Below are 22,414 nucleotides of genomic sequence, written 5' to 3' on the forward strand. Positions count from 1 at the left end.
GGCGTTCATCACCGACCGCCTGTTCGAGTCCCACTACGGCGTGGCACCGACCGTCGCGAAGCTCTGTTACCGGCTCGCCGGCCCCGCGGAACTCCGCCGGTACGACGCCGTCCACACGGTCTCGCCGGTGTTCGACTCGCCACACCCCGAGACGACGTACATCCCGAATTTCGTCGACACGAGCCGTTTCCGCCCGGGCCGCTCTGCGCTCGCCGAGGAGTTCACCGTCCTGGTCACCGCCGCACACATCCGCGAGAAGGGGTGGGACGTCGTCCAGAAGGTCGCCGACCGCCTGCCGTCGGATGTCCGACTCGCCGCCACCGGCGAGTGTTCGCACCCCCACGTCGACGCGCTCGGCTTCCTCGACGAGGACGCACTCGCCGACGCCTACGCCGCGGCGCACCTCGTCCTCCACCCGACCCGGGTGGACACCGACAGTATGGTCATCAACGAGGCGCTCGCCTCGGGGACGCCTGTCCTCTCCTCGCCGCTCTCGACCCACGTCCGAACCGACGAGGCCGCGATGCACGCCAACTCGGTGCGGGACATCGTCGACCGCATCACCGACCTGGCCGAGGAGTTCCGCACTGACCGCGAGCGCTACGACGCCCGTTGTGCGCTGGCGCGGCAACACGGGCGCAACCGTGACACGGAACTCGTCTACCGGCGGCTCCGCGGCCTGCTGTTCCCCGACTGGACGCCCGACGCGGGGTCGTCTGACCCGGCGTCGGCGTCCGAGCTGTCGACGCGTTCGAAGCCCCCGACGTCCGCCCTCGGCAACGGCGACGGACGGGCGAGTCGCGGAGGGACCGCGACCCGATGACCGGCTCGGAACTCGTCGACGAGTATCTCGCCCCCGGGTCGCGGAACCGGCGTCTCCTCCAGTACGTGCTGGTCGGGGCGCTCGGCCTCGGGGTCAACCAGGGCGTCCTGTTCCTCGCGACGGGCGTCGCCGGCCTCTCGTACGTCATCGGCGGCACGCTGAGCCGGGTGCTCAGCGTGTTGACCAACTACGCGGTCAACGACGCGTGGACCTGGGGCGGCCGCGGCGGCCCCGGTGCCCGCGAGTACGTCGTCCGCGGCGTGAAGTACGTCCTCACCCGCATCGTCGGCATCGGCATCGGCCTCGCGGCGCTCGTCCTGTTCGTCGAACTCCTCGACCTGCACTACCTCGTCGCGAACGTCCTCGCCGTCGGCGTGGGCATCGTCTGGGGGTTCGGCGCGAGCGAACGCTGGGTCTGGCGGTCCGAGGACGCCACGCCGACGCGGTTCGAACGCGCCCTCAAACGCCTGCAGGTGCGGCTGATGCGCCTGGCGGGACGGGACGCGCCCGCCGGCTCCGACCGCCGCGAACGCCCGGGTGTGCGCGAACGCCTCGGTGACCGTCGCGACCACTCGCTCGTCTCGGCGGCGCGTCGACGTCTCGACCGACTCGGCGACCGGTTCGACCGGGTGCGGACGCCGTCGGCCGGTACGGGCGCTCCGGCCGTCGACGGTGGGCAGGTCCAGCGACGGATTCCGACGCTCGACCGGCACGCACTCCGCGAGCGACTCGTCAATGTCGACCGAGCCACCCTCGCCGTGTTCGCCCTCGCCGGCGGCCTGTTCGTCGCCTTCACCGTGTACACCTCGCTCCTCTACCGGGGGTACCAGCTCACCGGCGCGGACTTCGGGTCGTATCTCCACATGTTCTGGACGACGGTCAACGGCCACGGCTTCCTCCAGCAGGGGAAGTTCCGCGCCGGCCACCCGAGCGGCGTCTACTGGGGGGCGCACTTCTCGCTGACGCTGCTGGCGTTCCTCCCGTTCTTCGCCATCTGGCAGTCGCCGTACGCGCTCCTCGTGGCGAAGTCGTTCGTCCTCGCCGCGAGCGTCCCCCTGCTGTGGTTCGTCGCGCGCGAGCACATCCAGAGCACGCGGCTCGCCGGCCTGGTCGTCCTCTCGTACGCGTTCAACCCGTTCCTCTGGTCGGCCTGGGCGTTCGACTTCCAGGAACAGTCGCTGTTGCCGTTGCTGGTGTTCGTCGGCTATCTGCTGTACGCCCGCGGCCGCCGCGTCGGCTTCCTCGTCTTCCTCCTCCTGGCGATGTTCACGAACGAGTTCGTCGTTCCCGTGGCGTTCGGCTTCCTCCTGGGTCTCGGCGTGAGTTCGCTGCGCGACGGCGCGCTCGACGGCCGTGCCGTCCAGACGCTCGTCGCGGGGGTGGGGCTGGCCGTCGTCGCACACGTCGTCGCAGGCTTCGTCATGGGGCAGTTCAGCACGACGAGCGGCGTCCCGGTCCGTGTCCTCGCCCCGCCCTTCCAGCCGTTCTTCGAGGGCGCGCGCGCCTCGCTCGGCCAGCTCATTCCCATCGCATTGACGAACCCCGACGTCGCGTTCCGGGCGCTCGCGGTCGACATCCGGACGAAGGTCATCTACCTCATCGCCTTCTCGCTCCCGCTCCTGTTCGTCGCCTACGCCGACGAGGTGACGCTCGGTTCGCTCGCGCCCTTCGTCGGCTTCGCCTGGCTCGTCTCGAACCGGGCGTCGTACGTCACGTTCCGGGCGCACTACCCGCTCTACCTGCTCCCGTTCGTCTACATCGGCGCCGTGCGCGCCCTCGGCCGGTGGGGACACCTCCTCCCGCAGTCGCCGAAGCGCTCCGGCGTCGACCTCCCCTGGACGACGGCCGCGAAACTGGTCGTCGCCCTGCTGCTCGTCAATGCCGGCGTGTTCGTCGTCATCGGCGGTGGGAACATGAAACCGGTCGACGCGAAGACCGACCACCACGAGGTCATCCAGGCGGGGTTGGCCTCGGTTCCCGAGGACGCGTCGGTCGTCACCCAGAACGACCTCTACCCACACGTGGCCCGTCGACCCGCCGCCTCGTTCATCGTGACGCCGTACGAGTTCGACCGGTACGAACGCGAGGTCGGTCCCATCGCCCCGGAGTACATCGTCTACGATACCGAACTCCGGGGGTTCTGGGTCGAACAGGTGCTCGAGTCGTTCGACTCGCGCATCGGTACCGAGTACCAGCTCTACCGGTACGAGGACGGCTTCTGGGTGTTCAAACGCGGCTACGAGGGGACGCCGACCGCTCTCACGACCGACAGCGAGGTCACCTGGGTCGACGACGACCACGAGTTCGAGCCCCGCGATTTCACCACGCAGTCGACGACGGAGGTCCGCGGCTTCGTCGTCAGCCAGGGTGGTGAGGCCGGCGAACGGATCTGGTACGGTCCGTACGCCGTCTTCGCGCCCGGCACCTACACGGCGACCTTCCGCGTGTACGCGACGGGAACCGACGACCGTCCGGCCGCGACAGTCGACGTCGCGGTGGGCGACTCACACCGCGTCGTCGCCCGCGAACAGGTCGCCTCGAAGCCCGGCGTTCAGGAGGTCACGGTCAGGTTCACGCTCGACCACCCGACGGACAAGGTCGAGTTCCGCGGTGCCCACGCCGCGCCCGGCGGGACAGTCGCCTTCGGCGGCGTCACCGTCGACCGACAGGACCGCACCTCGACCGACGCCGATCCGTCCTCGACGACAGCGACCACCGACGTCGCCGTCGACCACGGTCCGGTCGCCACCGCCGACGCGACGCACGTCGGTCCACAGACGCACCGCCCGCCGACCACCGACTCTCGTTCCACGCTCACCACAACGGAGCCACTCAGATGAAGACTCTCCTCGTCACCGTCGACGCCTGGCGCGCCTCCCACACTTCGTTCGCCCCCTCCCCGGAGCGGACGGACGACACACCACCCGTGCCGTACACGCCGAACATCGCGGCGCTCGCCGAGTCGGGGACCGTCTTCACACAGGCGGTCAGCCACGGGCCGGCGACACCGTACGCGTTCCCGGCGCTGCACACCTCGTCGCTGCCGCTCTCACACGGCGGCTACGAGCGAATCGACGAGTCGCGGACGCTCACCAGCGAGGCGCTCTCCGACGCCGGCTGGCGCTGCACCGGCATCCACGCCAACCCGTGGCTCGGCGAGCGCTACGGCTACGCACGCGGCTACGCCGACTACCGTGACGTCGGCGAGTTCTCGCTCCCGTTCCTCGACGACATCCGCGAGGGGCTCATCAGCCGCTTCGGACTCGACCATCCCGTCTACCGGGCGGCGCAGTACGCCTACCGCTACGCGCAGAAGCCGCTCGCGACGATTGGGAGCGGCGGGAGCGACGAGGTGGCCACGGCGCGCGAGGCGCTGCAGTCGGCCCCCGACGACTCGTTCGTTTGGGTCCACCTTCTCACCCCGCACGCGCCGTACACGCCCGCGAAGGAACACCGCGAAGCGATGGGCGTCCCGAACTTCGAGGGGAGCGCGACGAAGCTCTCGACCCGCGCCCAGCACGACCCCGACTCGCTGTCACCGCCCGAACAGGCGGCGGTCAGGCGCCTGTACGCCGCGTCCGTCCGGCAGGCCGACGCGGAGGTCGGGCGGATCCTCGACGCGGCCGACGACGACACGCTCGTCGTCGTCTCCGCCGACCACGGCGAGGCGCTCTTCGAGCACGGACAGGTCGGTCACGAACCCGCGCTGTACGACGAACTCGTCCGGGTTCCGCTCGTGATTCGCCCGCCCGCCGACCGCTCCGTCGGAGCGACGCACGTCGACACGCAGGTCCGCCACGTCGACGTCGGACCGACCATCCTCGACTACGCCGGCGTCGACGTCCCGGACTCGTGGGTCGGCCGGTCGCTCCGCCCCGCCATCGAGGGCGAGGCGGTCGGCGAGGAACTCGCCGTCTCCGAGGTGGCGTCGACGGCGACGACGCCCGGCCACCTCGACCCCGACGCCCTCCAGGTGGCCGTCCGGACGCCCGAACGGAAGGTCGTCGCCACGCCCGACGGGACGGTCCACGGGTACGACCTCGTGGCCGACGCCGGCGAGACCGACCCGGTGACCGACCCGCGCGGGGGGGAGTGGTCGCGCCTCCGCGACGCGCTGTCGGCCCGCCTCGACGAAGTCGAAGTCGGCGAGAGCGCGGGGATCGAACGCGACGACGAGACGGAACAACGGCTTCGGGACCTCGGGTATCTGGAGTGACCCCCATGGTTCGAGCGGTCTCGCGCGACTCCCGACCGACGGAGGGCACCGACGGTGTCTGACGAGTCCAGTCGGCGCTACGCCCGGCCGGTGGAGGTGACGCCGCTGACGACTGTCGTCGCCGCCGGCGTCCTCGGAGCCGTCCTGGCTGTGCTGACGGAACCGCGCGGCGTGCCGTACGTCGTCGCAACCGTCACCGGCGGCCTCGGCGGGTTCCTCGCCGCCCACGTCGGGAGTCGAGCAGTGCGTGACGCCGACGTCGGGCGCCTCCTCGCGGCCGTCGCGGTGACGGGCGGAGCCGCCGCGACCTCCCTGCTCGTCGCGCTCGACACGGGCGTCCGGCCCGCGCTGCTCCCCGCGGTGGGTGCGGTGTGCGGCTTCGCGTGGCTCGCCGGCCTCGGCGTCCGGAGTGCCGTCGACCTCCCGGTGACGTCCGTCGGGGTCCGCGCCGCCATCGCGCGGGTCGACCGCTCGACCTGGTACGTCCTCGGCCTCGCAGCCACGCTGTTCGCCGCCTTCTCGCTGTACACGACGTGGCTCTACACGGCCTACTGGATGGGCGGCTCCGACTTCGGCGCGTACGTCCACATGTTCTCGACGACGCTCGACGGCGAGGGCCTCCTGCTCCACGGCAAGTACCGGGTGAGCCAGCCACAGGGGTCGTACTGGGGCGGACACTTCACGCTCACGCTGCTCGCGTTCCTCCCGCTGTTCGCGCTCGTCCCCTCGCCCGTCACGCTCCTCGTCGCGAAGTCGGCTGTCGTCGCGGCGAGCATCCCACTCGTCTGGGTGCTCGCGCGCGAGTACGTCGGCGACGACACCGTCGCTGGTCTGCTCACCGTCTCGTACGCGCTGAACCCGTTCCTCTGGTCGGCGTGGGTGTTCGACTTCCAGGAGCAGGCGCTCCTCCCACTCCTGGTGTTCGGGGCGTTCTGGGCGTACCGCCGCGAGCGACACGTGCTGTTCGCCGTCCTGTCGACGCTCGCCTTCCTGACGAACGAGTTCGCGGTCATCATCTTCGCCGGCGGCCTCGCCGGGTTGGCGGTGGCGGCCGCCCGCGCGGGTGACCTGCGTGAGCGACTCCCGACGCTCGCGGTGACTGCCGCCGCCGCCCTCGTCGTGTTCGCGCTCGGCGTCGTGGTCACGACACGGTTCAGCGTCGATGCCGGCATCCCGTACGCCTCGTTCGCCGACCCGTTCAAGCCCCATCTGGGGACCCGCACGGGAATCGGGCAACTGTTCGGCGTCGTCGTCGCGGACCCGACGCTCCTCGCGGAGTCGTTCTCGGTGCAACTCACCCAGAAGCTGCTGTTCTTCATCGCGCTGTTCGCACCCGTGCTCTTCCTCTCGCTGAACGACGAACTCTCCCTGGGCGCGATGGTCCCGTACCTGGGCTTCGCGTGGTTCATCGCCGGGCGCGAGATATACCACATGTTCGGCGCGCACTACCCGTTCTACCTGCTCCCGTTCCTCTACGTGGGTGCCGTCCGCGTCCTCGGTCGCGTCGAGATTACCCCGCCGTCGCGGGCGCTCCTCAGACGACTCCTCGTCACCGTTATCCTCGTCAACGTCTTCGCCGGGTTCGCCGTCGGTGCCGACCACAACGTCTTCCCGGTGCCGACGGACGCCGAGCACAACCAGGTGGTCGAGGCCGCCATCGACGACATCCCCGAGGAGGCGTCGCTCCTGACGCAGAACGACCTCTACCCGCACGTCGCCACCCGGCCGAAAGCGACGTACGTCGGGCGACCAGACATGTTCCGGATGTACGAGGCGGCACACGGCACGGTGACACCGAGGTACGTGCTCGTCGACGGCGGACTGGTCGCCCGACAGAACGACTGGTCGACACCCGTCGAGGAGGCGCTCGGCGACCGCCTCGAGACGGAGTACGGCCTCGTCCGGTGTGAGGACGGCGTCGCCGTCTACCGCCGTGGCTACGACGGCCCCGTCGAGGGGATCACCCAGCAGCAACCCGGCCAGTGCTGAGCGCCTCCGTTCTCGTTCTCGTCTTCGTTCTCGTTCCCGCACGCCCCGGCGTCGTCTCGACGCCACGAGACTGACCTGGTAGGCCGCGTGGTGGGGGACGGTCCCCGCCGACGGGCCGTCTCAGTCGCCCTCGCCGACGGCCGTCCGGGCGAGTCGGTAGAGCGGTCGAGCGACCAGCAGGACGGCGACCACGCCGGCCGCGACGAGGTAGCGGACGTCGACGTCGACGTCGTACACGACCCGGCCGAGCGCACTCCCGACGAGGACGTACCCGGTCGCCCAGGGGAGTTCGCCGAGGAGCGTTCCAACGACGAACGACCGGAGCGGGACGCCCGAGACCCCCGCGGCGTACGAGACGACGTCGGCGGGCGTCGGCGAGAGGCGCGCGGCGGTCGTCCCCCGGAGGCCGCCGACGTGGTCGACCGTGCGCGCGCCCCAGTCGCCGACCGTCCCGAACAACCCGCTGTCGGGGGCGTGGCGGGCGACGAGGTACGGCGGCACGCAGGTGACCACCGTCGCGGCGAGCGCGAGGGGAAGGCCGACGACGAGGCCGAACCGGTAGCCGACGAACACCGTCACGAGCGTCACGGGGACAAGAATGAACGCACGAACGACCAGGAGCGGGACGAACACGAGCGCGAACAGCCACACGTCGACGGTGGCGAGACGGACGAAGAGCTCCCGCGGAGAGAGGGTGACGGCGCCGACGACCCCGAGAAGCCCCAGCACCGCGAGTCCGAGGAGTCGACGACGTCGACTGTTCACGCGGCGGGGTACGGCGGGCGACGGTTCAAGCGTGACGGTTCCCGCCCGTCGGTCTCCGGGGTCGGCGCTGGCGGCGGACCGGGCGTCACAGGAGTCGCGAGCGTCGGGGGATGACTGGCGTGTGTCGGTGGAGGGCCGAAGTCAGGTGGGGCGGCCGTGTCGTCGGTGGAGGGCCGAAGTCGGGTGGGGCGGCCGTGTCGTCGGTGGAGGGCCGAAGTCGGGTGGGGCGGCCGTGTCGTCGGTGGAGGGCCGAAGTCGGGGTGTGGGTCGAGGCCGCCGGCTACCGCGGCCGCACCGGTGCAGCGGCGGTTCGCACCTCGGACGCGTCCCGTCCAGTCGCCTCGTGACAGGTCGCCCCGGCGCCGGTGTCTCTCGAATCGGGAGCTCTGCCCGACCCGTGAGGCGCCGCGTCGGACCCGTCGGCCGCCGCGTCGTCGTGGTCCGTCGCCGCGCGTCTCGCGGCGACCAGAGCGAGGACGCCGCAGACGGCGAGCGCGCCTGCGGTGGGGTCAGCCGCGGCCCAGAGAGCGAACGGAACCGTGGCGGCGAGCGCCGTGACGACGGCCAGACCGGCCCAGGTCCGGGGCCGGTCCGTGGGTCGGGGCTCGTCGTCAGGGGCTCTCGGCGGATACATGGGTGACGTGTCCGGGTCGCGTCGTCGCCTCGAGGCCGTCGAGACGGCGTGTGGCGAGGGTGTTCCGAACCACGGACGTTCGTTGTGCGGCCGGGACCGACACTGTTCCGTGTACGTGTGTGGGTGAGACGGCACCACACGGGGCTATACAGATAGCCCCGACGGTCCCCGGCGCTCTGCACCGGAGACCGAAGTCGTCGCCCCGACAATACTTACCACTCCGAACCAACACGGGGGTATGTCCGAGCAGAACGACAGCCGGGTCCGGACCCTCCAACGGGCCGGGGAGTGGTTCCGCCCGGTCGTCGAGAGCGTCGACGAGGCCGTCCTCGTCGCCGACGCGGACCTCTCGACGGTCGCCTACGTCAGTCCGGCGTACGAGGTGCTGTACGGCCAGTCGGCCGAACGCCTCGCCGAGGAGCCGTGGGCGTTCCTCGACGCCGTCCACCCTGACGACCGCGAGCGGTTCGAGACGGACGTCGAGCGGATGCTCGCCGACGTCGACGCCGACGCTGTCGCCGCCGAGTCCGACTCCGCCACGGACGGCCTCGTCCGTCTCGACGAGGCACACCGCGCGGAGTACCGGCTCCGGGTCGACGGCGAGACCCGACGGGTCCGCGTCCGGCGTCACCCCGTCCTCGAGGACGGGTCCGTCGAGTGGTTCGTGAGCGTGACCGACGACGTCTCCGACCGCGAGGAACGGGAACGGACGTACCGGACGCTCCTAGAGGGGACGCCGAACGGCGCCGTGCTCTACGACCCGGAGACGGGCGAAATCGTCGACGTCGACGACCGGTTCTGTGAGACGACCGGCTACGACCGCTCGGCACTCCTCGGCGAGCGCGTCGACGCCGTCACCGCGCCGGTGACTGATGTCGCTGCCGTGGACCGGGATGCGGACGTGGACGTGGACGTCGACGCCTGCACCCGGCGTGTCCGTGACGAGGGCCCACAGCGGTTCGAGTGGCGCACCGAACGGCAGGACGGGACGACCTACCCCGCCGAGGTGTCCCTGTCACTCGTCGAGGTCTCCGGGGCCGAGCGAGTGCTCGCGAGCGTCCGCGACATCAGCGAGCGGAAGCGTCGCGAGCGCCGGCGCGAGGAGGAGCGTCGAAAGTACACCACGCTGGTCGAAGGGAGCCACGACGGCGTCGTCGTCGTCCAGAACGGCACGTACGCCTTCGTCAACGACCGCTTCTGCGAGATGACGGGGCGGAGCCGCGACACGCTCCTCGGCAGTCCGTTCGACGACGTGATGGCTCCCGAGTACCGTGACCTCGTCCGGGAGCGCTACGAGCGACGCATCGGCGGTGAGGCCCCGCCGTCCAACTACGACGTCGAACTCCGGACGCCGGCCGGTGACCACGTCGACGTCGAGATTACCGTCTCACACATCACCCACGAGGGTGAGCCGGCGACGATGGCGACGTTCCGTGACATCACGGAGCGAAAGCGCCGGGAGTCGGAACTCCGCTCGCTCAAGCGGGAGTACGAGACCGTCTTCGAGAACGCGCAGGACTCGCTGTTCCTCGTCGACGTCGAGGACGCGGAGTCACCGGACGAGGGCGAGGGCGAGGACGAGGGGTCGGCGAGCGACGACCGCGACGCCGACGACGTGGCCTTCGTCTACCGCCGGCTGAACCGCGCGTTCAGGGAACAGACGGGGCTCGCGAGCGACGACCTCGTCGGCCGAACCCCGCGCGAGGCCCTCGGCGACGGCCTCGGGGCCGACGTCGCGGCGAACTACCGCCGCTGTCACGACCGGCGGGAGACGCTCACGTACGAGGCGGAACTGTCGTTCCCGGCCGGCGAACGGGTCTGGCAGACGAAGCTCTCCCCCGTCGTCGTCGACGGCGAGGTGACGCAAGTCGTCGGCATCGGCCGCGACATCACCGAGCGGAAGCGCCTCCGCGAAGAGCTCCGCCAGCGCGAGCGGCGGCTTCGCCTCATCGCCGAGCACATCGACGAGGTAATCTATCTCGCGACGGCGGACTTCTCCGAGATCAGGTACATCAACCCGGCCTACGAGGATCTGTACGGGGAACCGGTCGAGTCGCTCTCGGACCGGCCGACGTCGTTCGTCGACGCCGCTCATCCCGACGACCAAGAGCGGTACGAGGCGGACGTCGAGCGGATGGTCGCCGACATCGCGGCGGGCGAACACCGGGAGGCGTACGAAGGCGAGTACCGACTCCGGGTCGACGGCGAGACCCGGTGGGTCAGGGTGACGCGTTACCCCGTCGAGAACGACGACGGCACCGTCGACTGCGTCGTCGGGACTGCCACCGACGTGACCGACCGGCGCGAACTGGAGCGGACCTACCGGGACGTGTTCGAGAACGTGAGCGACGGACTCGTCGTCCACGACCCCGAGACGGGCGAGATACTCGACGTGAACGACCGCTACTGCGAACTGACCGGCTACGGTCGCGACGAACTCGTCGGGGCCGACATCGGCGTCGTGATGACCGACGACCCCGACTACTCCGAGGCGGCGGCCAGCCGGTTGATACAGGCGGCCCGCGACGAGGGTTCACAGCTGTTCGAGTGGAAGGGGCGACGGAAGGACGGCGAGACGTTCGTCGCCGAAATCAACCTCGCTGTCGTCGACATCCGGGGGCGCGAGCGGGTGCTCGCGAGCGTCCGCGACGTCACCGAGCGCGAGCGCCGCCGCCGCGAGTACGAACAGATATTCGACGGGGTCAACGACATCATCAGCGTCCACGACCCCGAGTCGGGCGAGGTGCTCGAGGTGAACGAGCCGTACGTCCAGGCGTCGGGCTACGACGAGTCGACCATCGTCGACCTCGGCGTCGAGGGGTTGACCGCCGACGTGGAGGGGTACACCGTCGAACACTCCCGTGAGATCATCCGGGAGGTCGCGGAGACGGGCGAGTCCGTGACCGTCGAGTGGCCCGTCGAGACTGCCGACGGCGAGCTCCGCTGGTACGAGGTCAACACGACGCCGGCGCTCATCGGCGGTGAACAGCGGGTGCTGGGCATCTCGCGCGACATCACCGAACGCAAGCGTCACGAGCGGATGATGGAGGCGCTCCACGAATCGACCGAGCGCATCCAGAACGCGTCGACGGCCGAGGACGTCTGCGAAGCCACCTTCGAGGCGGCTCGGGAAGTGCTCGGCCTGTCGATGCCCGCCTGCTGGCTCCACGAGGACGGCGACGAGCCGGCGCTGGTTCCGGTCGCGGCACCCGAACCCGCCTGGGAGATGCCGAGCGGGCCGGGTCGATTCGAGCCGGGCAGCGCCGGATACACCGTCTTCGAGGAGGGCGAACGCCGGATGTACAGTCCGAGCGACCGCCGGGACGACACCCCTCTCGACCGTGGGCTCCTCCTGCCGCTCGGCGACCATGGCCTGCTCGGTGCGGCAGAGCCCGGCGTCGAGGAGTACGACGACGCCGTCGTCGACGCGGCGCGCATCCTCGCTCGCCACGCCACGACCGCACTCGACCGGGTGATGCGCGCCGAAGAGCGCCGCGAGAGCGAGCGTCGCATGAGCGCGATTCTCGACCGCATCGACGAGGCCATCTTCCTCAGCGACGGCGTCCGACTGCTCGACGTGGACGCGGGCTCCGTCTACGCGAGCGCCGGGTACGAGGAAGTGTTCGGACTGTCGTACGCCGACCTCGAGGTCGACGACTCGACGGAGTTCGTCGACCTGATCCACCCCGACGACCGCGAGGCGTACCAGTCGACCCTGCGCGAGCGCGTCCGGGAGGTCGAACGGCGCGAGCACGACGACAGCTACACATCCGAGTACCGCATCGAGCGACCGGACGGCGCCGTCCGGTGGATACAGTCCGACTTCTACCCCATCGAGTGGGACGCCGACGACTACCGGTTCGTCATCGTCAGCCGCGACGTGACCGAGCGGAGAGCGCGGGAGGACACCCTCGAGACGTTCCACGAGGCGACCCGGGAACTGACGGAGGCGGGGTCGCGGAAGGAGGCGAGTCAGGTCGCCGTCGACGCGGCCGACCGAGTGCTCGGCTTCTCGCACGTCAGCATCCACCTCTACGACGAGACCGAGGGGACGCTCCGGCCGGTGAGCGAGACGGACCGGCTCCGCGAGACGCTCGACTTCCTCCCCTCGTTCGAACCCGGCGAGGGAGTGCCGTGGCAGGTGTTCGTCGACGGCGAGGCGGTGCGCGGCCCGGACGCGGACGCCGGGAGTGGCCTGTACGGCCGGGGCGTCGCCGACCCAGACCTCCTCTTGCCGCTCGGCCCCCACGGCGTCATGCTGGTCGGTGCGCCCGACCGCGAGTTCGACGACGAGACGGTCGAACTGGCCCAGATACTCGCGGCGACACTCGAAGGCGCACTCAACCACGTCCGTGGACAGCACGAACTCGAGGCGCGAGAGGCGGAACTCCGTGAACACCGTGCACGCGCCGAACGGCTCGAACGACTCAACACGGTCATCAGGGAGATCGAGCAGGCGACCGTCGAGGAGTCGACCCGCGAGTCCATCGAGCGCGTCGTCTGCGACCAGCTCACCCGGGTCGACTCGTACGCCGTCGCCTGGGTCGGTGAGCCTGACCGCCAGGGTGGCTCGCTCGTCTCCCGGACGAAACGGGGCGACGACGACTACGTCGACCCCCTGCCGGTCGACCTGGACGGCGAGGGCGTCGAGCGCCACCCGGCCGCGGAGGCGTTCACCAGCCGGGAGACCCAGACGGTCCGGAACCTCGCGACCAGCAACGCCCGCGGCGAGTGGCGGAAGGCGGTCCTCCGCGCGGGCTACCAGTCGGTCGTCGCCGTCCCGTTCGCCCACGAGGACACCGTCCACGGCGTCCTCGTCATCCTCGCGGAGGACCCGACGGCGTTCGACGAACGGACAGAGGAGATTTTGACCGAACTCGGGCGCTCCGTCGGCTACGCCCTGTCGGTGCTGGAGCGACGCCGTGCGCTGGAGTCCGACACCACGACCGAACTGGAGTTCGCCGCGGACGACGACCTGCTCTTCGTCCGCCTGGCGCGGGCGGCCGACGCCGAGGTCACGCTCGAACGGACCATCAGGCGACCCGGCGGGGAGTTCGACGCCTTCTACACCGTCGAGGGGGCGGCCCCCGAACGGGCCCGTGACGCGGCTGCGACGCTCGGTGGCGTCGCGAACGCCACGCTCGTCAGCGCCGACCCCGGCGGCGAGACCTGCGTAATCGACGTCGAGACGTCGTCGTGGTTCGGGACCGTCTTCGCGGAGCACGGCGCGGTCGTTCGGACAGCCGAAGCCGCGTCCGACGGTGATGGCGACGATGACGGTGACGCCGCCGACCCCCGACTCGTCATCGAAGCGCCGCAGGCGGCCGACGTACGGGCGCTCGTCACGACGTTCCGGGAGCGCTACCCGGAGACAGAACTCGTCGCCCAGCGGACGCGCGAGCGGTCGGTCCAGACGCTCCTCGAACTGCAGGACCTCCTGAGCGAGCAGTTGACGCCGCGGCAACTGGAGACCATCGAGACGGCCTACTCGGCGGGCTACTTCGACTGGCCGCGCGAGTCCAGCGGCCAGGAGATCGCCGAACTACTCGACATCACCCAGCCGACGTTCAACAAACACCTCCGGACGGCCGAGCGGAAGACGTTCTCGATGCTCCTGGACCGCGAGTACCCGGAGTAATCCGGTCGGTCCCGGCGGCTCCGTCCCCGTCCCCGTCTCCGTCGCAATCGGTCACCGGCGCCGGTGCCGGTGTCGCTGCCGACCGAGAGAGTTCGGCGACGCCGGACCGTCGCCCGCCCTGTCTGACGTGTATTGCCCCCGACTCGCCCCCGGGGCAACACACGTAGACAGTACGCCCGTAGGGGACGGGACCGATTGGACAGACAGATGTCACTGGACGCAGGACTGTTCCCGCACCGGCCACCCGTAGACGAAGCGGAGCGCGACACCATGGTCGTCACCATCGGCACCGACGAGGCCGCACGCGTCTGTGCCTGTCTGGCCTCCGAGACGGCGACGCGTATCCTCGCGTGCCTGTTCGACGAACCGACGACGGCATCCGACGTCGCCGACCGCGTCGACACGTCGCTCCAGAACGCCAACTACCACCTCGGACGCCTCGCGGAGTCGGGGCTGGTCCGGGTCGTCGACACGTGGTACTCGTCGCGCGGCGTCGAGATGGACGTGTACGCCCCGACGCACGACGAGTTCGTGCTCGCCCCCGCTTCGTCCGCCCCCGGCGACTGGGCGCTCGACGAACGTACCGACGGCGAGCGACGCACAGAGGGGACCGAGACACCGCTGGTCGCCGGTCGGTCCTCCTGAGCGTCCGATGCCCGCAGAGTCCGGGCCAGCGGCCTCGACGCCGCCGGTCGACGAGCGGCAAGTGCTCGTCGTCGGCGGGAGCGTCGAGGGACTCGCCGCCGCGGCGTTCCTCCGCCGGGCGGGCCTCTCACCGGTCGTCGTCACGACGGGTGAGCGCCGGCAGAGAGACGGCGACGTCGTCCTCTGGAGCGCCGCCGCGTCGCTTCTCGCGGAGGCCGGTGGGGGGGACGACCTCATCGCGTCGGCCGTGACGGTCCACGAGTGGCACCTCCGGTTGTCGACAGGCGAGACGGAACGGCTGACGAGTCCCCACGACGGCTCCGACCGGTTGCCGTTCCTGGCCGCCGACCGCGTCGCCCTCCGCCGCGTCCTCCGGAGACGGCTCCCGGCCGGGGACGTCCGGCTCTCGAAGACGCCCACGCGGCTCGAACCGACCGACTCCGGCGTGCTCGTGGAGTTCGCTGACGGGGTCCGCGAGCGGTTCGACGTCGTCGTCGGCGGCGAGGGCGCACACTCGTGGGTCCGACGGTCCCGGTTCGACGCCGACGGCCCGACCCCGTGGGGGACGACGACCTGGACGGTCCGGTCGCCCGGCCGCGTCGGTCGGCCGGGGACGGTGTCCGAACGGTGGACTCCCGACGAGACGGTGACCTGTGGCCCACGCTCCGCCCCCGGACGGATACAGTTCGTCACCACCGAAGTCGACGCGTCGGACCCCGACGCCGCCGCGCGACGCCTGTCGTCTGTCGCCGACGTCGGGCCCGTCGCCGAGGTGTCACCGTCCGAGTTGACCGTCGTCGACGGCGGTCCCGACTACCGGGTCCGGTCCGAGCGGTGGGCGGCGGGACGCGTGGCGCTGCTCGGTCCGGCCGCTCGCCCCCTGCCACCGACGCGCTCGCTCACCCCGTCTCTCTCCGTCGAGGACGCGTACGTCCTCGCAGACGAACTCGCGAGCGCCGCGTCGTCGGCGACGGCGCTGGCGCGGTACGCCCGGCGGCGGCAGGAGCGACACCGAGTCCTCGACGAACTCCTGCCGCATGGCTGCCCGCCTCTTCACGACTGCACCGTGTCCGACGGGCGCGGACTCCGGCACCTCCACCGGGCCCGAGCGGCGGTGCTTCGTTCGGTCTTCGCCCGGGACGGGCCCGATGACCCGAGCGACGCCTCGCCGAGTCCCTGACGGTCTTCGCCCGAAGCCGTCCACGCGTCCTCGCCGTCGGCGGAGACGTCCCCCACCGTCGCCGGTCGTTATCACGACTGAAAAGCACCGGGTAACAGCTAACTGTCTCCACGCCGCCTCCTCGCCAATGACCGCCAGTCGACCCGGAACGACGACCTCCTCACTGGCTGAACTCGTCGAGGAGGTGGAGGCCGCCGGCCTGACTCTGACCCTGTACAACCCCACTCTCCCCGAGGAGCGCCTCGCGCTCGTCGAGAACCACTTCGACGTGACGACCATCTCCGTCCGGCGGCGTGCGACGGACGACGGCACCCCGGAGAACTTCGCCGTCCTTCACGACGGCGACGAGTTCGTCTCCGCCTGTGACGTCGCGGCACTGAGCGCGGCCGTCGACCCCGCCGCGGCGTTCACCCCCACGGAGCACCCGAACGCGGAACCCCCCGCGCTCCTCGCCGAAATCGACCAGTCGACCTTCACCGAGTACGGCAAACGCCGGATGATACTCGCCTCTCGGGACATCGAGAAGCGCGCGTGGCGGGCTGGCGCGTCGGCCATCCACGTGGGGTTCCAGGAGTTCAGTCGCCTCCGGACCCAACTCGACCTCTACCGCCGTCTCACTGAAGACGTCACCGTCCACCTGTACGGCGAGGCCGACTGGGAACCGCCCGTCGAGAACGTCGTCCTCCACGGCTACGCCACCGACGAGATACGCGACCACTGGTTCGTCGTCTTCGAAGCCGACGACGAGGCGGACGAGCTGGGCGCGTGTGCCATCCTGGCGCAGGAGCGAGAGCCGAATGTCTACTCGGGCTTCTGGACGAGCCAGCGCCCGCTGGCCGACCGGGTTCTCGACCGACTCGAAGCGGAGTACCCCGCCACCGCGCCCCACGCCTGAGTGTCGCCCCGGCGGTTCGCAAACGCTTTACTGGATGCGGGCACGCGGGTTCGTATGGACGAGAAGCGGGAACTGCTCGACCTGCTGCAGCACAGTGCGCGCGAGAGCACCGCCGACATCGCTCGGCAGCTCGGCATGGAGGAGGCAGCGGTCGAAGCACTCATCGCGGAACTCGAAGAGGAGGGCGTCATCCGCGGCTACCAGGCCATCGTCGACTGGGACAACGTCGAGGGGGAACAGGTCACGGCGATGGTGGAACTCAACGTGGAACTCGACCGCGAGACGAAGTACACCGACATCTCCGCCCGCATCGCGAAGTTCCCCGAAGTCTCCGACCTGAAGCTCGTCTCCGGCGACTACGACTTCGCCGTCGAAGTCGTCGGCGACTCGATGCACGACGTGTCGATGTTCGTCTCCGAACGCATCGCGCCCATCCCCGAGGTGACGCAGACGGTGACCCACTTCGTGATGGACACGTACAAACAGCGTGGCATCGAGTTCGGCGACCACACCGAGGACGACCGCCTGAGCTTCTCACCATGAAACGCGCGGAGCGAGTTCAGGCCATCCCACCCTCCGGTATCCGCCGGTTCTTCGAAATCGCCGAGGAGATGGACGACGTCATCTCGCTCGGGGTGGGCGAACCCGACTTCAGCACGCCCTGGGCCGCCCGGACGGCCGCCATCGACTCCCTCGAGCGGGGAAAAACCTCCTACACGGCCAACAAGGGGATGCGGGAACTCCGCGCGGAGATCGCGCGGTACGTCCGCCGGTGGGACCTCGACTACGACCCCGACACCGAGATTCTGGTGACGACCGGGGCGTCGGAGGCCGTCGACCTCGCCGTTCGGTCGGTCGTCGACCCCGGCGACACCGTCGCCGTCCCCCAGCCGTCGTACATCTCGTACGTCCCGGCGGTGACGTTCGCGGGCGGCGACCCGCTGGGCGTGCCGACGTCCCGCGCGGACGACTTCGTGCTCACGCCGGAGGCCCTCTCCGAGGCGGGCGCCGAGGAGGCCGACGCGCTGATGCTCTGTTACCCGAACAACCCCACGGGGGCAGTGATGACGGAGTCGGAACTCGAGGGGGTCGCCGCCTTCTGTCGTGAACACGATATCGTCGTCCTCTCCGACGAGATTTACGCCGGCCTCCGGTACGACGACGAGCACACTTCTATCGCCACCCTCCCCGGGATGCGCGAACGGACGCTCGTCTTCAACGGCTTCTCGAAGACGCACGCCATGACCGGTCTCCGCCTCGGGTTCGCGCTCGGTCCCGAGGACGCCGTGACGGCGATGAACCGGATTCACCAGTACACGATGCTGTCCTCGCCGACCACCGCCCAGCACGCGGCCGTCGAGGCGCTCCGGAGCTGTGACGAGGACGTCGAGGAGATGCGCACCCAGTTCGACCGCCGTCGACGGTTCGTCATCTCGCGGTTCAACGAGATGGGGCTGGACTGCTTCGAGGCGAAGGGGGCGTTCTACGCGTTCCCCTACTGCGGCGGGGACGACGAGCAGTTCGCCGAACAGCTACTGCGAGAGCAGAACGTCGCGCTCGTACCGGGGAGCGTCTTCGGCGCGGGCGGTGAGGGGCACCTCCGCGTCTCGTACGCGACGGGCATGAAGGAACTGAAGGAGGCGCTGAACCGCATCGAAGCGTTCGTCGCCGAGCAGTGGACCGTCGCGTGACGGACCACGTTCGCCGACACCGGCGTCGGCGTCGCTGACCCCGTCCGCCGTCGCTCACCCGGACTCGTCGGCGTCGTCCGCGGGGTCGAACTCGACGCCACGGCCGAGGTCACGGTAGAGCGCGGAGACGTCGTCACCCTCGTCGAACTGTCCGAGCGTCTCGTCCAGCTCGTCGCGGAGTTCGGTGAGCTGGTCGTCGAGTTTCTGGTACTCCTCGCTCTCTGCGAGCGCCGTCGGCCCCTTCTCCGACTCCAGCAGTGCCTTCTTCGAAGCCAGAGAGAACAGTTCCTGTACGCCGGAGTCGTACGCGCTCCGCAGGAGGAGGTTCGAGACGGTTTCGTGGAGGGCGTCCTTCGAGACGGGCTTGACCAGGTAGTCGTCGAAGCCCATCGCGACGATGTCGAAGTCGGGTTCGACGGCCGTCACCATCGCCACCCGGCAGTCGAAGCCGCGCGAACGGATCTCGGCGAGGGCTTCGTCGCCCGAGAGGTCCGGCATCCGGCGGTCCAGGAGAACGACGGAGACGCTCTCGTCGAGCTTCTCCAGCGCCTCACGACCACCGTACGCGACGCGGACCGTGTACTCGTCGTCGAGCCAGGTCGCGTACAGGTCTGCGAGATCCGGTTCGTCTTCAACGATGAGAACGACGGGCTTCTGCTCGCTCATTGGTGGGGGATGGTGCCTCTCGTGGCACTCACGCGGGCAGAAGGTGTGTGCGTATATGAACGTACCCCACGCCCGAACTGGGTGGTCGTCGTATCAGCGCCCAACAGAGGGGTTCGCATGGCTGTATGGCAACGTCGGGCGGACCACATATAATTATTCCTGCAGTCTCTTCGTGGTACCGCGGGGGGTCGGTGGCCCGTCACCGCGCCTCCGTCATCTCACGAACGGTAATGCGTGTCGCCTCGACGTCTTCGAGGACCGCCCCCCACCCGCCGACGGAGTACGCCTCCCCCTCGGAGATGACGGTCAGGCTCACCTGGCCCGCCAACTGCGACAGGGCCGGTGCCCCGCTGGAGGCGGTCCCGCCGGAGTAGTGGACGTCCGTGACGTGGCCGACGAACGACATCGGCTCGCCGGTCTCGGTGTCGAAGCCGTCGACGGCGACACGGATGCGCGCCCCGTCGTTCAACAGGGGTTCGATTTCGCGGACGCACTGTCGGATGTCGGCGTAGTCGAGGGGGAGCGACGCCGACCGCGAGGAGTAGACGGTGTCCCACACCTCCCACAGACAGGTAAGGAAGTACCAGTGGAAGACGTACGTGAGCGTGTAGTCGTCGACGAGGACGCCGTACTGGTTCAGCGAGTGGGCGTGTGGCGCGAAACAGGTGTTCGTCCGGTCGACCAGCGCGACGAACGGCGTCGGGAGCGTTCGGTTCCTGACCTCGGTGACGACCCCGTCGAACCGCGACACCGACGGGATCGGTCCGCCGTCGGCCTCGTCGGTGTGGATGGAGAGTTTGATGATGGCACCGTTGTCGAACGCGCGCCGGAGCGCCGGCCGGAGTTTCTCGAACTGTGCGGGAGTCACCGCCAACTGGACCTCGTTCTCGGCCTCGCTGATGAGCCCCCTCGCCCGTTCGAAGACGGTGTCGAACCGCTTGACGATGCTCACCTTGTGCGTGTCGACCGCCGGTTCCTGCCACCGCTCTTCGATCTCCTCGGCGGCCTCGGTCAGCATCGTCGCGCGTTCGCGGAGGTCCGCCAGTACCTCGTTCGGGTCGCGAGCGCGGGCGTGTAAGCTGTCCTGCTCGTACGTCTCGATGTACCCCTTCCCCTCGAGGTCGCGGAGGACGTCGTAGATGCGGGCCGTCGGGACGGTGCAGGCGTCGGCGATCTCGGTCGCGCTCGCCGCACCGAGCTGTAACAGCGCGTTGTACGCCTCGGCCTGATACTGCGAGAGCCCGGCTTCTTCCAGTGCTGTGCGGAGTTCGGCCGTATTCATCGATTGTGTGTCAGAACGCCCTCGGCAGTAATAACCTTCGTCACTCGCCCCCGGGTGTCGGCGCCGCGTGATGGGCCGTCGGCGATGCTCGTCCAGTCGACGAGCGACCTGCTCACGCGGTCCGAACCGACGACCGTCCCGTTCCTCGGCTCCGGCCTGCCCCGGTGGGACCCGGCACGGGCGGCGCTCGTGAGCGCGGCGCTTACTGGTCGGGGCTGTAGTTCGGCGCCTCGTCCGTGATCATCACGTCGTGTGGGTGCCCCTCGGTCTGGCCGGCCGCGGAGATGCGGACGAATCGAGCCCGTTCCTTGAAGCCGGAGAGCGTCTCGGCACCGACGTAGCCCATCCCGGACTTCATCCCGCCCACCAGCTGGTGGAGTTCGGAGGCGAGCGTCCCCTTGTACGGCGTGGCGGCCTCGACGCCCTCGGGGACGAACTCCTCGTCCTCGTCGGCGTCCTTCAGATACCGGTCACCGCCGCCCGAGCGCATGGCGCCGACCGACCCCATCCCGCGGTACTGCTTGTACTTCTTGCCGTTCATCGTGATGACGCGGCCGGGCGCCTCTTCGGTCCCCGCAAAGTACGACCCCAGCATGACGGCGTCGGCGCCGGCGGCGATGGCCTTGATGGCGTCGCCCGAGTACCGGATGCCCCCGTCGGCGATGACCGGCACGCCCTCGGGTGCGGCGACGTCGGCGACTTCGGCGACGGCCGTGATCTGTGGCATCCCCGCGCCGGTGACGACGCGCGTGGTACAGATGGACCCGGGACCGATACCCACCTTGACACCGTCGGCGAAGCCGACACAGGCCTCGGCGGCCTCCCGGGTGCCGATGTTGCCGACGACGACATCGGCCTCGACCTCTCCTTTGATTGCGCGGGCGGAGTCGAGGACGTTCATGTTGTGCGCGTGCGCACAGTCGATGAACAGCACGTCTGCGCCAGCCTCGTCGGCGGCGACGGCGCGCTCTTCCTCGAAGGGACCGACGGCGACGCCGACTCTGAGACGGCCCTCCTCGTCGCGGGCGGCGTCCTCGTGCTCGCGGCGCTGGAGGATGCCCTGCATGGTGACGAGGCCGACCAGCCGTCCCTCGTCGACGATGGGGACGCGCTCGATCTTGTGGTCGTACATGAGTTCGAGCGCCTCGCGGGCGGTGACGTCCGTCGGCGCGGTGATGACCTCGTCGGTCATTGCCTCCGTCACCTGGTCGGACTCCCCGACCTCGAGGAACGGCCGGATGTCGGTGCCGGAGATGATTCCCAGCACCCTGTCGTCCTCGTCGACGACAGGCGCGCCGGAGACACCGGCGTGTTCCATCATCTCGTCCACCTCGCGGACGGTCTGGGTCGGCGAGGCGGTGACGACGTCCTCGCGGCGGATGAACAGTTCGTCAGCGCGCTTCACCGCCTCCACCTGTGCGGCCGTCTCCTCGACGGTCATGTTGCGGTGGAGTACGCCGAGGCCACCGTTGCGGGCCATCCCGGCGGCCATCTCCGCTTCGGTGACGGTGTCCATCGCCGCCGAGAGCACTGGGGTGTTGAGCGTGACGTTCTTCGAGACGCGCGTCGACACGTCTGCGTCGTCGGGTTCGACCCGCGACTCCATCGGCCGGAGGAGCACGTCGTCGAACGTCAGCGCCTCCGGCACGCGGAGTTTCTCCGAGAAGGGGCCTGGGTCAGCGTCCTTCGCCATATAAGCCGTCAACGAGCGGGCGACAAAAGCGTTGCGAGAAGGCACGTGTGTGGGTGTCGCTGCCACTCTCGCTCCGATAGGTGTGCACGTCCGTGTGTATCCCAGTCGGCCTCTCAGTCTCTCGGACGGACGACGCCTCCGGCGGATTCCGCCCGCCGAACGTCGTGTTTTATCTTCGAACGGCTCCGACGACACAGCCACCGAACGGCTGTCGGCAGGCTGACCTGTCGTCGCAAGTGTTGCCCCTGTCCCCACCGTATGACGACGGTTCGTCACCACTAATCCGTTCTCACCGAC

14 protein-coding genes are annotated in these 22,414 nt (G+C 69.7%); 10 read left to right on the forward strand and 4 right to left on the reverse strand.

The window, feature by feature from the left end:
• The 4 genes from ACESK5_RS10945 to ACESK5_RS10960 all read left to right on the forward strand — a co-directional run.
• A partial coding sequence (locus ACESK5_RS10945) for a glycosyltransferase (RefSeq protein WP_372911603.1) occupies positions 1–823 on the forward strand: 823 nt, incomplete at its 5' end.
• A complete protein-coding gene (locus ACESK5_RS10950; protein WP_372911604.1) occupies positions 820–3,663 on the forward strand; it encodes a DUF2079 domain-containing protein in 2,844 nt (947 codons plus the stop codon). The genes ACESK5_RS10945 and ACESK5_RS10950, both read left to right, overlap by 4 nt.
• A complete protein-coding gene (locus ACESK5_RS10955) occupies positions 3,660–5,039 on the forward strand; it encodes a sulfatase (protein ID WP_372911605.1) in 1,380 nt (459 codons plus the stop codon). The genes ACESK5_RS10950 and ACESK5_RS10955 overlap by 4 nt, the downstream gene beginning before the upstream one ends.
• Positions 5,040–5,093: 54 nt before the next feature.
• Positions 5,094–7,028, forward strand: coding sequence for a DUF2079 domain-containing protein (locus ACESK5_RS10960; protein ID WP_372911606.1), 1,935 nt, complete (start codon positions 5,094–5,096; stop codon positions 7,026–7,028).
• Positions 7,029–7,148: 120 nt separating this feature from the next.
• Here the strand turns inward: ACESK5_RS10960 and ACESK5_RS10965 are convergent, their stop codons facing one another.
• Positions 7,149–7,793, reverse strand: a complete 645-nt coding sequence (locus tag ACESK5_RS10965; protein WP_372911607.1) for a TVP38/TMEM64 family protein — start codon at positions 7,791–7,793, stop codon at positions 7,149–7,151.
• An 872-nt stretch (positions 7,794–8,665) separates the two neighbouring features.
• Between ACESK5_RS10965 and ACESK5_RS10970 the strand changes: the two genes are divergently transcribed.
• From ACESK5_RS10970 to ACESK5_RS10995, 6 genes are all read left to right on the forward strand, one after another.
• Complete coding sequence (locus ACESK5_RS10970; protein ID WP_372911608.1) at positions 8,666–14,065, forward strand: PAS domain S-box protein; 5,400 nt, start codon at positions 8,666–8,668, stop codon at positions 14,063–14,065.
• A gap of 207 nt (positions 14,066–14,272) precedes the next feature.
• Positions 14,273–14,710, forward strand: a complete 438-nt coding sequence (locus ACESK5_RS10975) for an ArsR/SmtB family transcription factor (RefSeq protein ID WP_372911609.1) — start codon at positions 14,273–14,275, stop codon at positions 14,708–14,710.
• 7 nt (positions 14,711–14,717) lie between these two features.
• On the forward strand, positions 14,718–15,890 hold the full coding sequence (locus ACESK5_RS10980) for an FAD-dependent monooxygenase (RefSeq protein ID WP_372911610.1): 1,173 nt from the start codon (positions 14,718–14,720) through the stop codon (positions 15,888–15,890).
• A 127-nt stretch (positions 15,891–16,017) separates the two neighbouring features.
• Positions 16,018–16,785, forward strand: a complete 768-nt coding sequence (locus tag ACESK5_RS10985) for a DICT sensory domain-containing protein (protein ID WP_372911611.1) — start codon at positions 16,018–16,020, stop codon at positions 16,783–16,785.
• Between the two features lie 54 nt (positions 16,786–16,839).
• Positions 16,840–17,328 carry an Lrp/AsnC family transcriptional regulator gene (locus ACESK5_RS10990; RefSeq protein WP_372911612.1) on the forward strand — a complete coding sequence of 163 codons (489 nt, stop codon included), beginning with the start codon at positions 16,840–16,842 and terminating at the stop codon, positions 17,326–17,328.
• A complete protein-coding gene (locus ACESK5_RS10995; RefSeq protein ID WP_372911613.1) occupies positions 17,325–18,476 on the forward strand; it encodes a pyridoxal phosphate-dependent aminotransferase in 1,152 nt (383 codons plus the stop codon). The genes ACESK5_RS10990 and ACESK5_RS10995 overlap by 4 nt, the downstream gene beginning before the upstream one ends.
• A gap of 54 nt (positions 18,477–18,530) precedes the next feature.
• Here the strand turns inward: ACESK5_RS10995 and ACESK5_RS11000 are convergent, their stop codons facing one another.
• The 3 genes from ACESK5_RS11000 to guaB form a co-directional block, all read right to left on the reverse strand.
• Complete coding sequence (locus ACESK5_RS11000) at positions 18,531–19,142, reverse strand: HalX domain-containing protein (protein ID WP_372911614.1); 612 nt, start codon at positions 19,140–19,142, stop codon at positions 18,531–18,533.
• A gap of 199 nt (positions 19,143–19,341) precedes the next feature.
• Positions 19,342–20,424, reverse strand: coding sequence for a TrmB family transcriptional regulator (locus tag ACESK5_RS11005; protein ID WP_372911615.1), 1,083 nt, complete (start codon positions 20,422–20,424; stop codon positions 19,342–19,344).
• 202 nt (positions 20,425–20,626) lie between these two features.
• Positions 20,627–22,117 (reverse strand): IMP dehydrogenase, encoded by a 1,491-nt coding sequence (gene guaB / locus ACESK5_RS11010; RefSeq protein ID WP_372911616.1) that lies wholly within the window; start codon positions 22,115–22,117, stop codon positions 20,627–20,629.
• Between the last annotated feature and the right edge of the window lie 297 nt (positions 22,118–22,414).

The organism is Salinigranum sp. (assembly GCF_041641895.1).
Lineage (GTDB): Archaea > Halobacteriota > Halobacteria > Halobacteriales > Haloferacaceae > Salinigranum.

What these genes read in the sequence shown, in the direction of transcription:
- ACESK5_RS10980 (WP_372911610.1), top strand. Translation starts at nt 14,718, where the DNA reads ATGCCCGCAGAGTCCGGGCCAGCGGCCTCGACGCCGCCGGTCGACGAG.
- ACESK5_RS10990 (WP_372911612.1), top strand. Translation starts at nt 16,840, where the DNA reads ATGGACGAGAAGCGGGAACTGCTCGACCTGCTGCAGCACAGTGCGCGC.
- ACESK5_RS11000 (WP_372911614.1), bottom strand. Translation starts at nt 19,142, where the DNA reads ATGAGCGAGCAGAAGCCCGTCGTTCTCATCGTTGAAGACGAACCGGAT.
- ACESK5_RS10975 (WP_372911609.1), top strand. Translation starts at nt 14,273, where the DNA reads ATGTCACTGGACGCAGGACTGTTCCCGCACCGGCCACCCGTAGACGAA.
- ACESK5_RS11005 (WP_372911615.1), bottom strand. Translation starts at nt 20,424, where the DNA reads ATGAATACGGCCGAACTCCGCACAGCACTGGAAGAAGCCGGGCTCTCG.
- ACESK5_RS10995 (WP_372911613.1), top strand. Translation starts at nt 17,325, where the DNA reads ATGAAACGCGCGGAGCGAGTTCAGGCCATCCCACCCTCCGGTATCCGC.
- ACESK5_RS10950 (WP_372911604.1), top strand. Translation starts at nt 820, where the DNA reads ATGACCGGCTCGGAACTCGTCGACGAGTATCTCGCCCCCGGGTCGCGG.
- guaB (WP_372911616.1), bottom strand. Translation starts at nt 22,117, where the DNA reads ATGGCGAAGGACGCTGACCCAGGCCCCTTCTCGGAGAAACTCCGCGTG.
- ACESK5_RS10970 (WP_372911608.1), top strand. Translation starts at nt 8,666, where the DNA reads ATGTCCGAGCAGAACGACAGCCGGGTCCGGACCCTCCAACGGGCCGGG.
- ACESK5_RS10985 (WP_372911611.1), top strand. Translation starts at nt 16,018, where the DNA reads ATGACCGCCAGTCGACCCGGAACGACGACCTCCTCACTGGCTGAACTC.
- ACESK5_RS10955 (WP_372911605.1), top strand. Translation starts at nt 3,660, where the DNA reads ATGAAGACTCTCCTCGTCACCGTCGACGCCTGGCGCGCCTCCCACACT.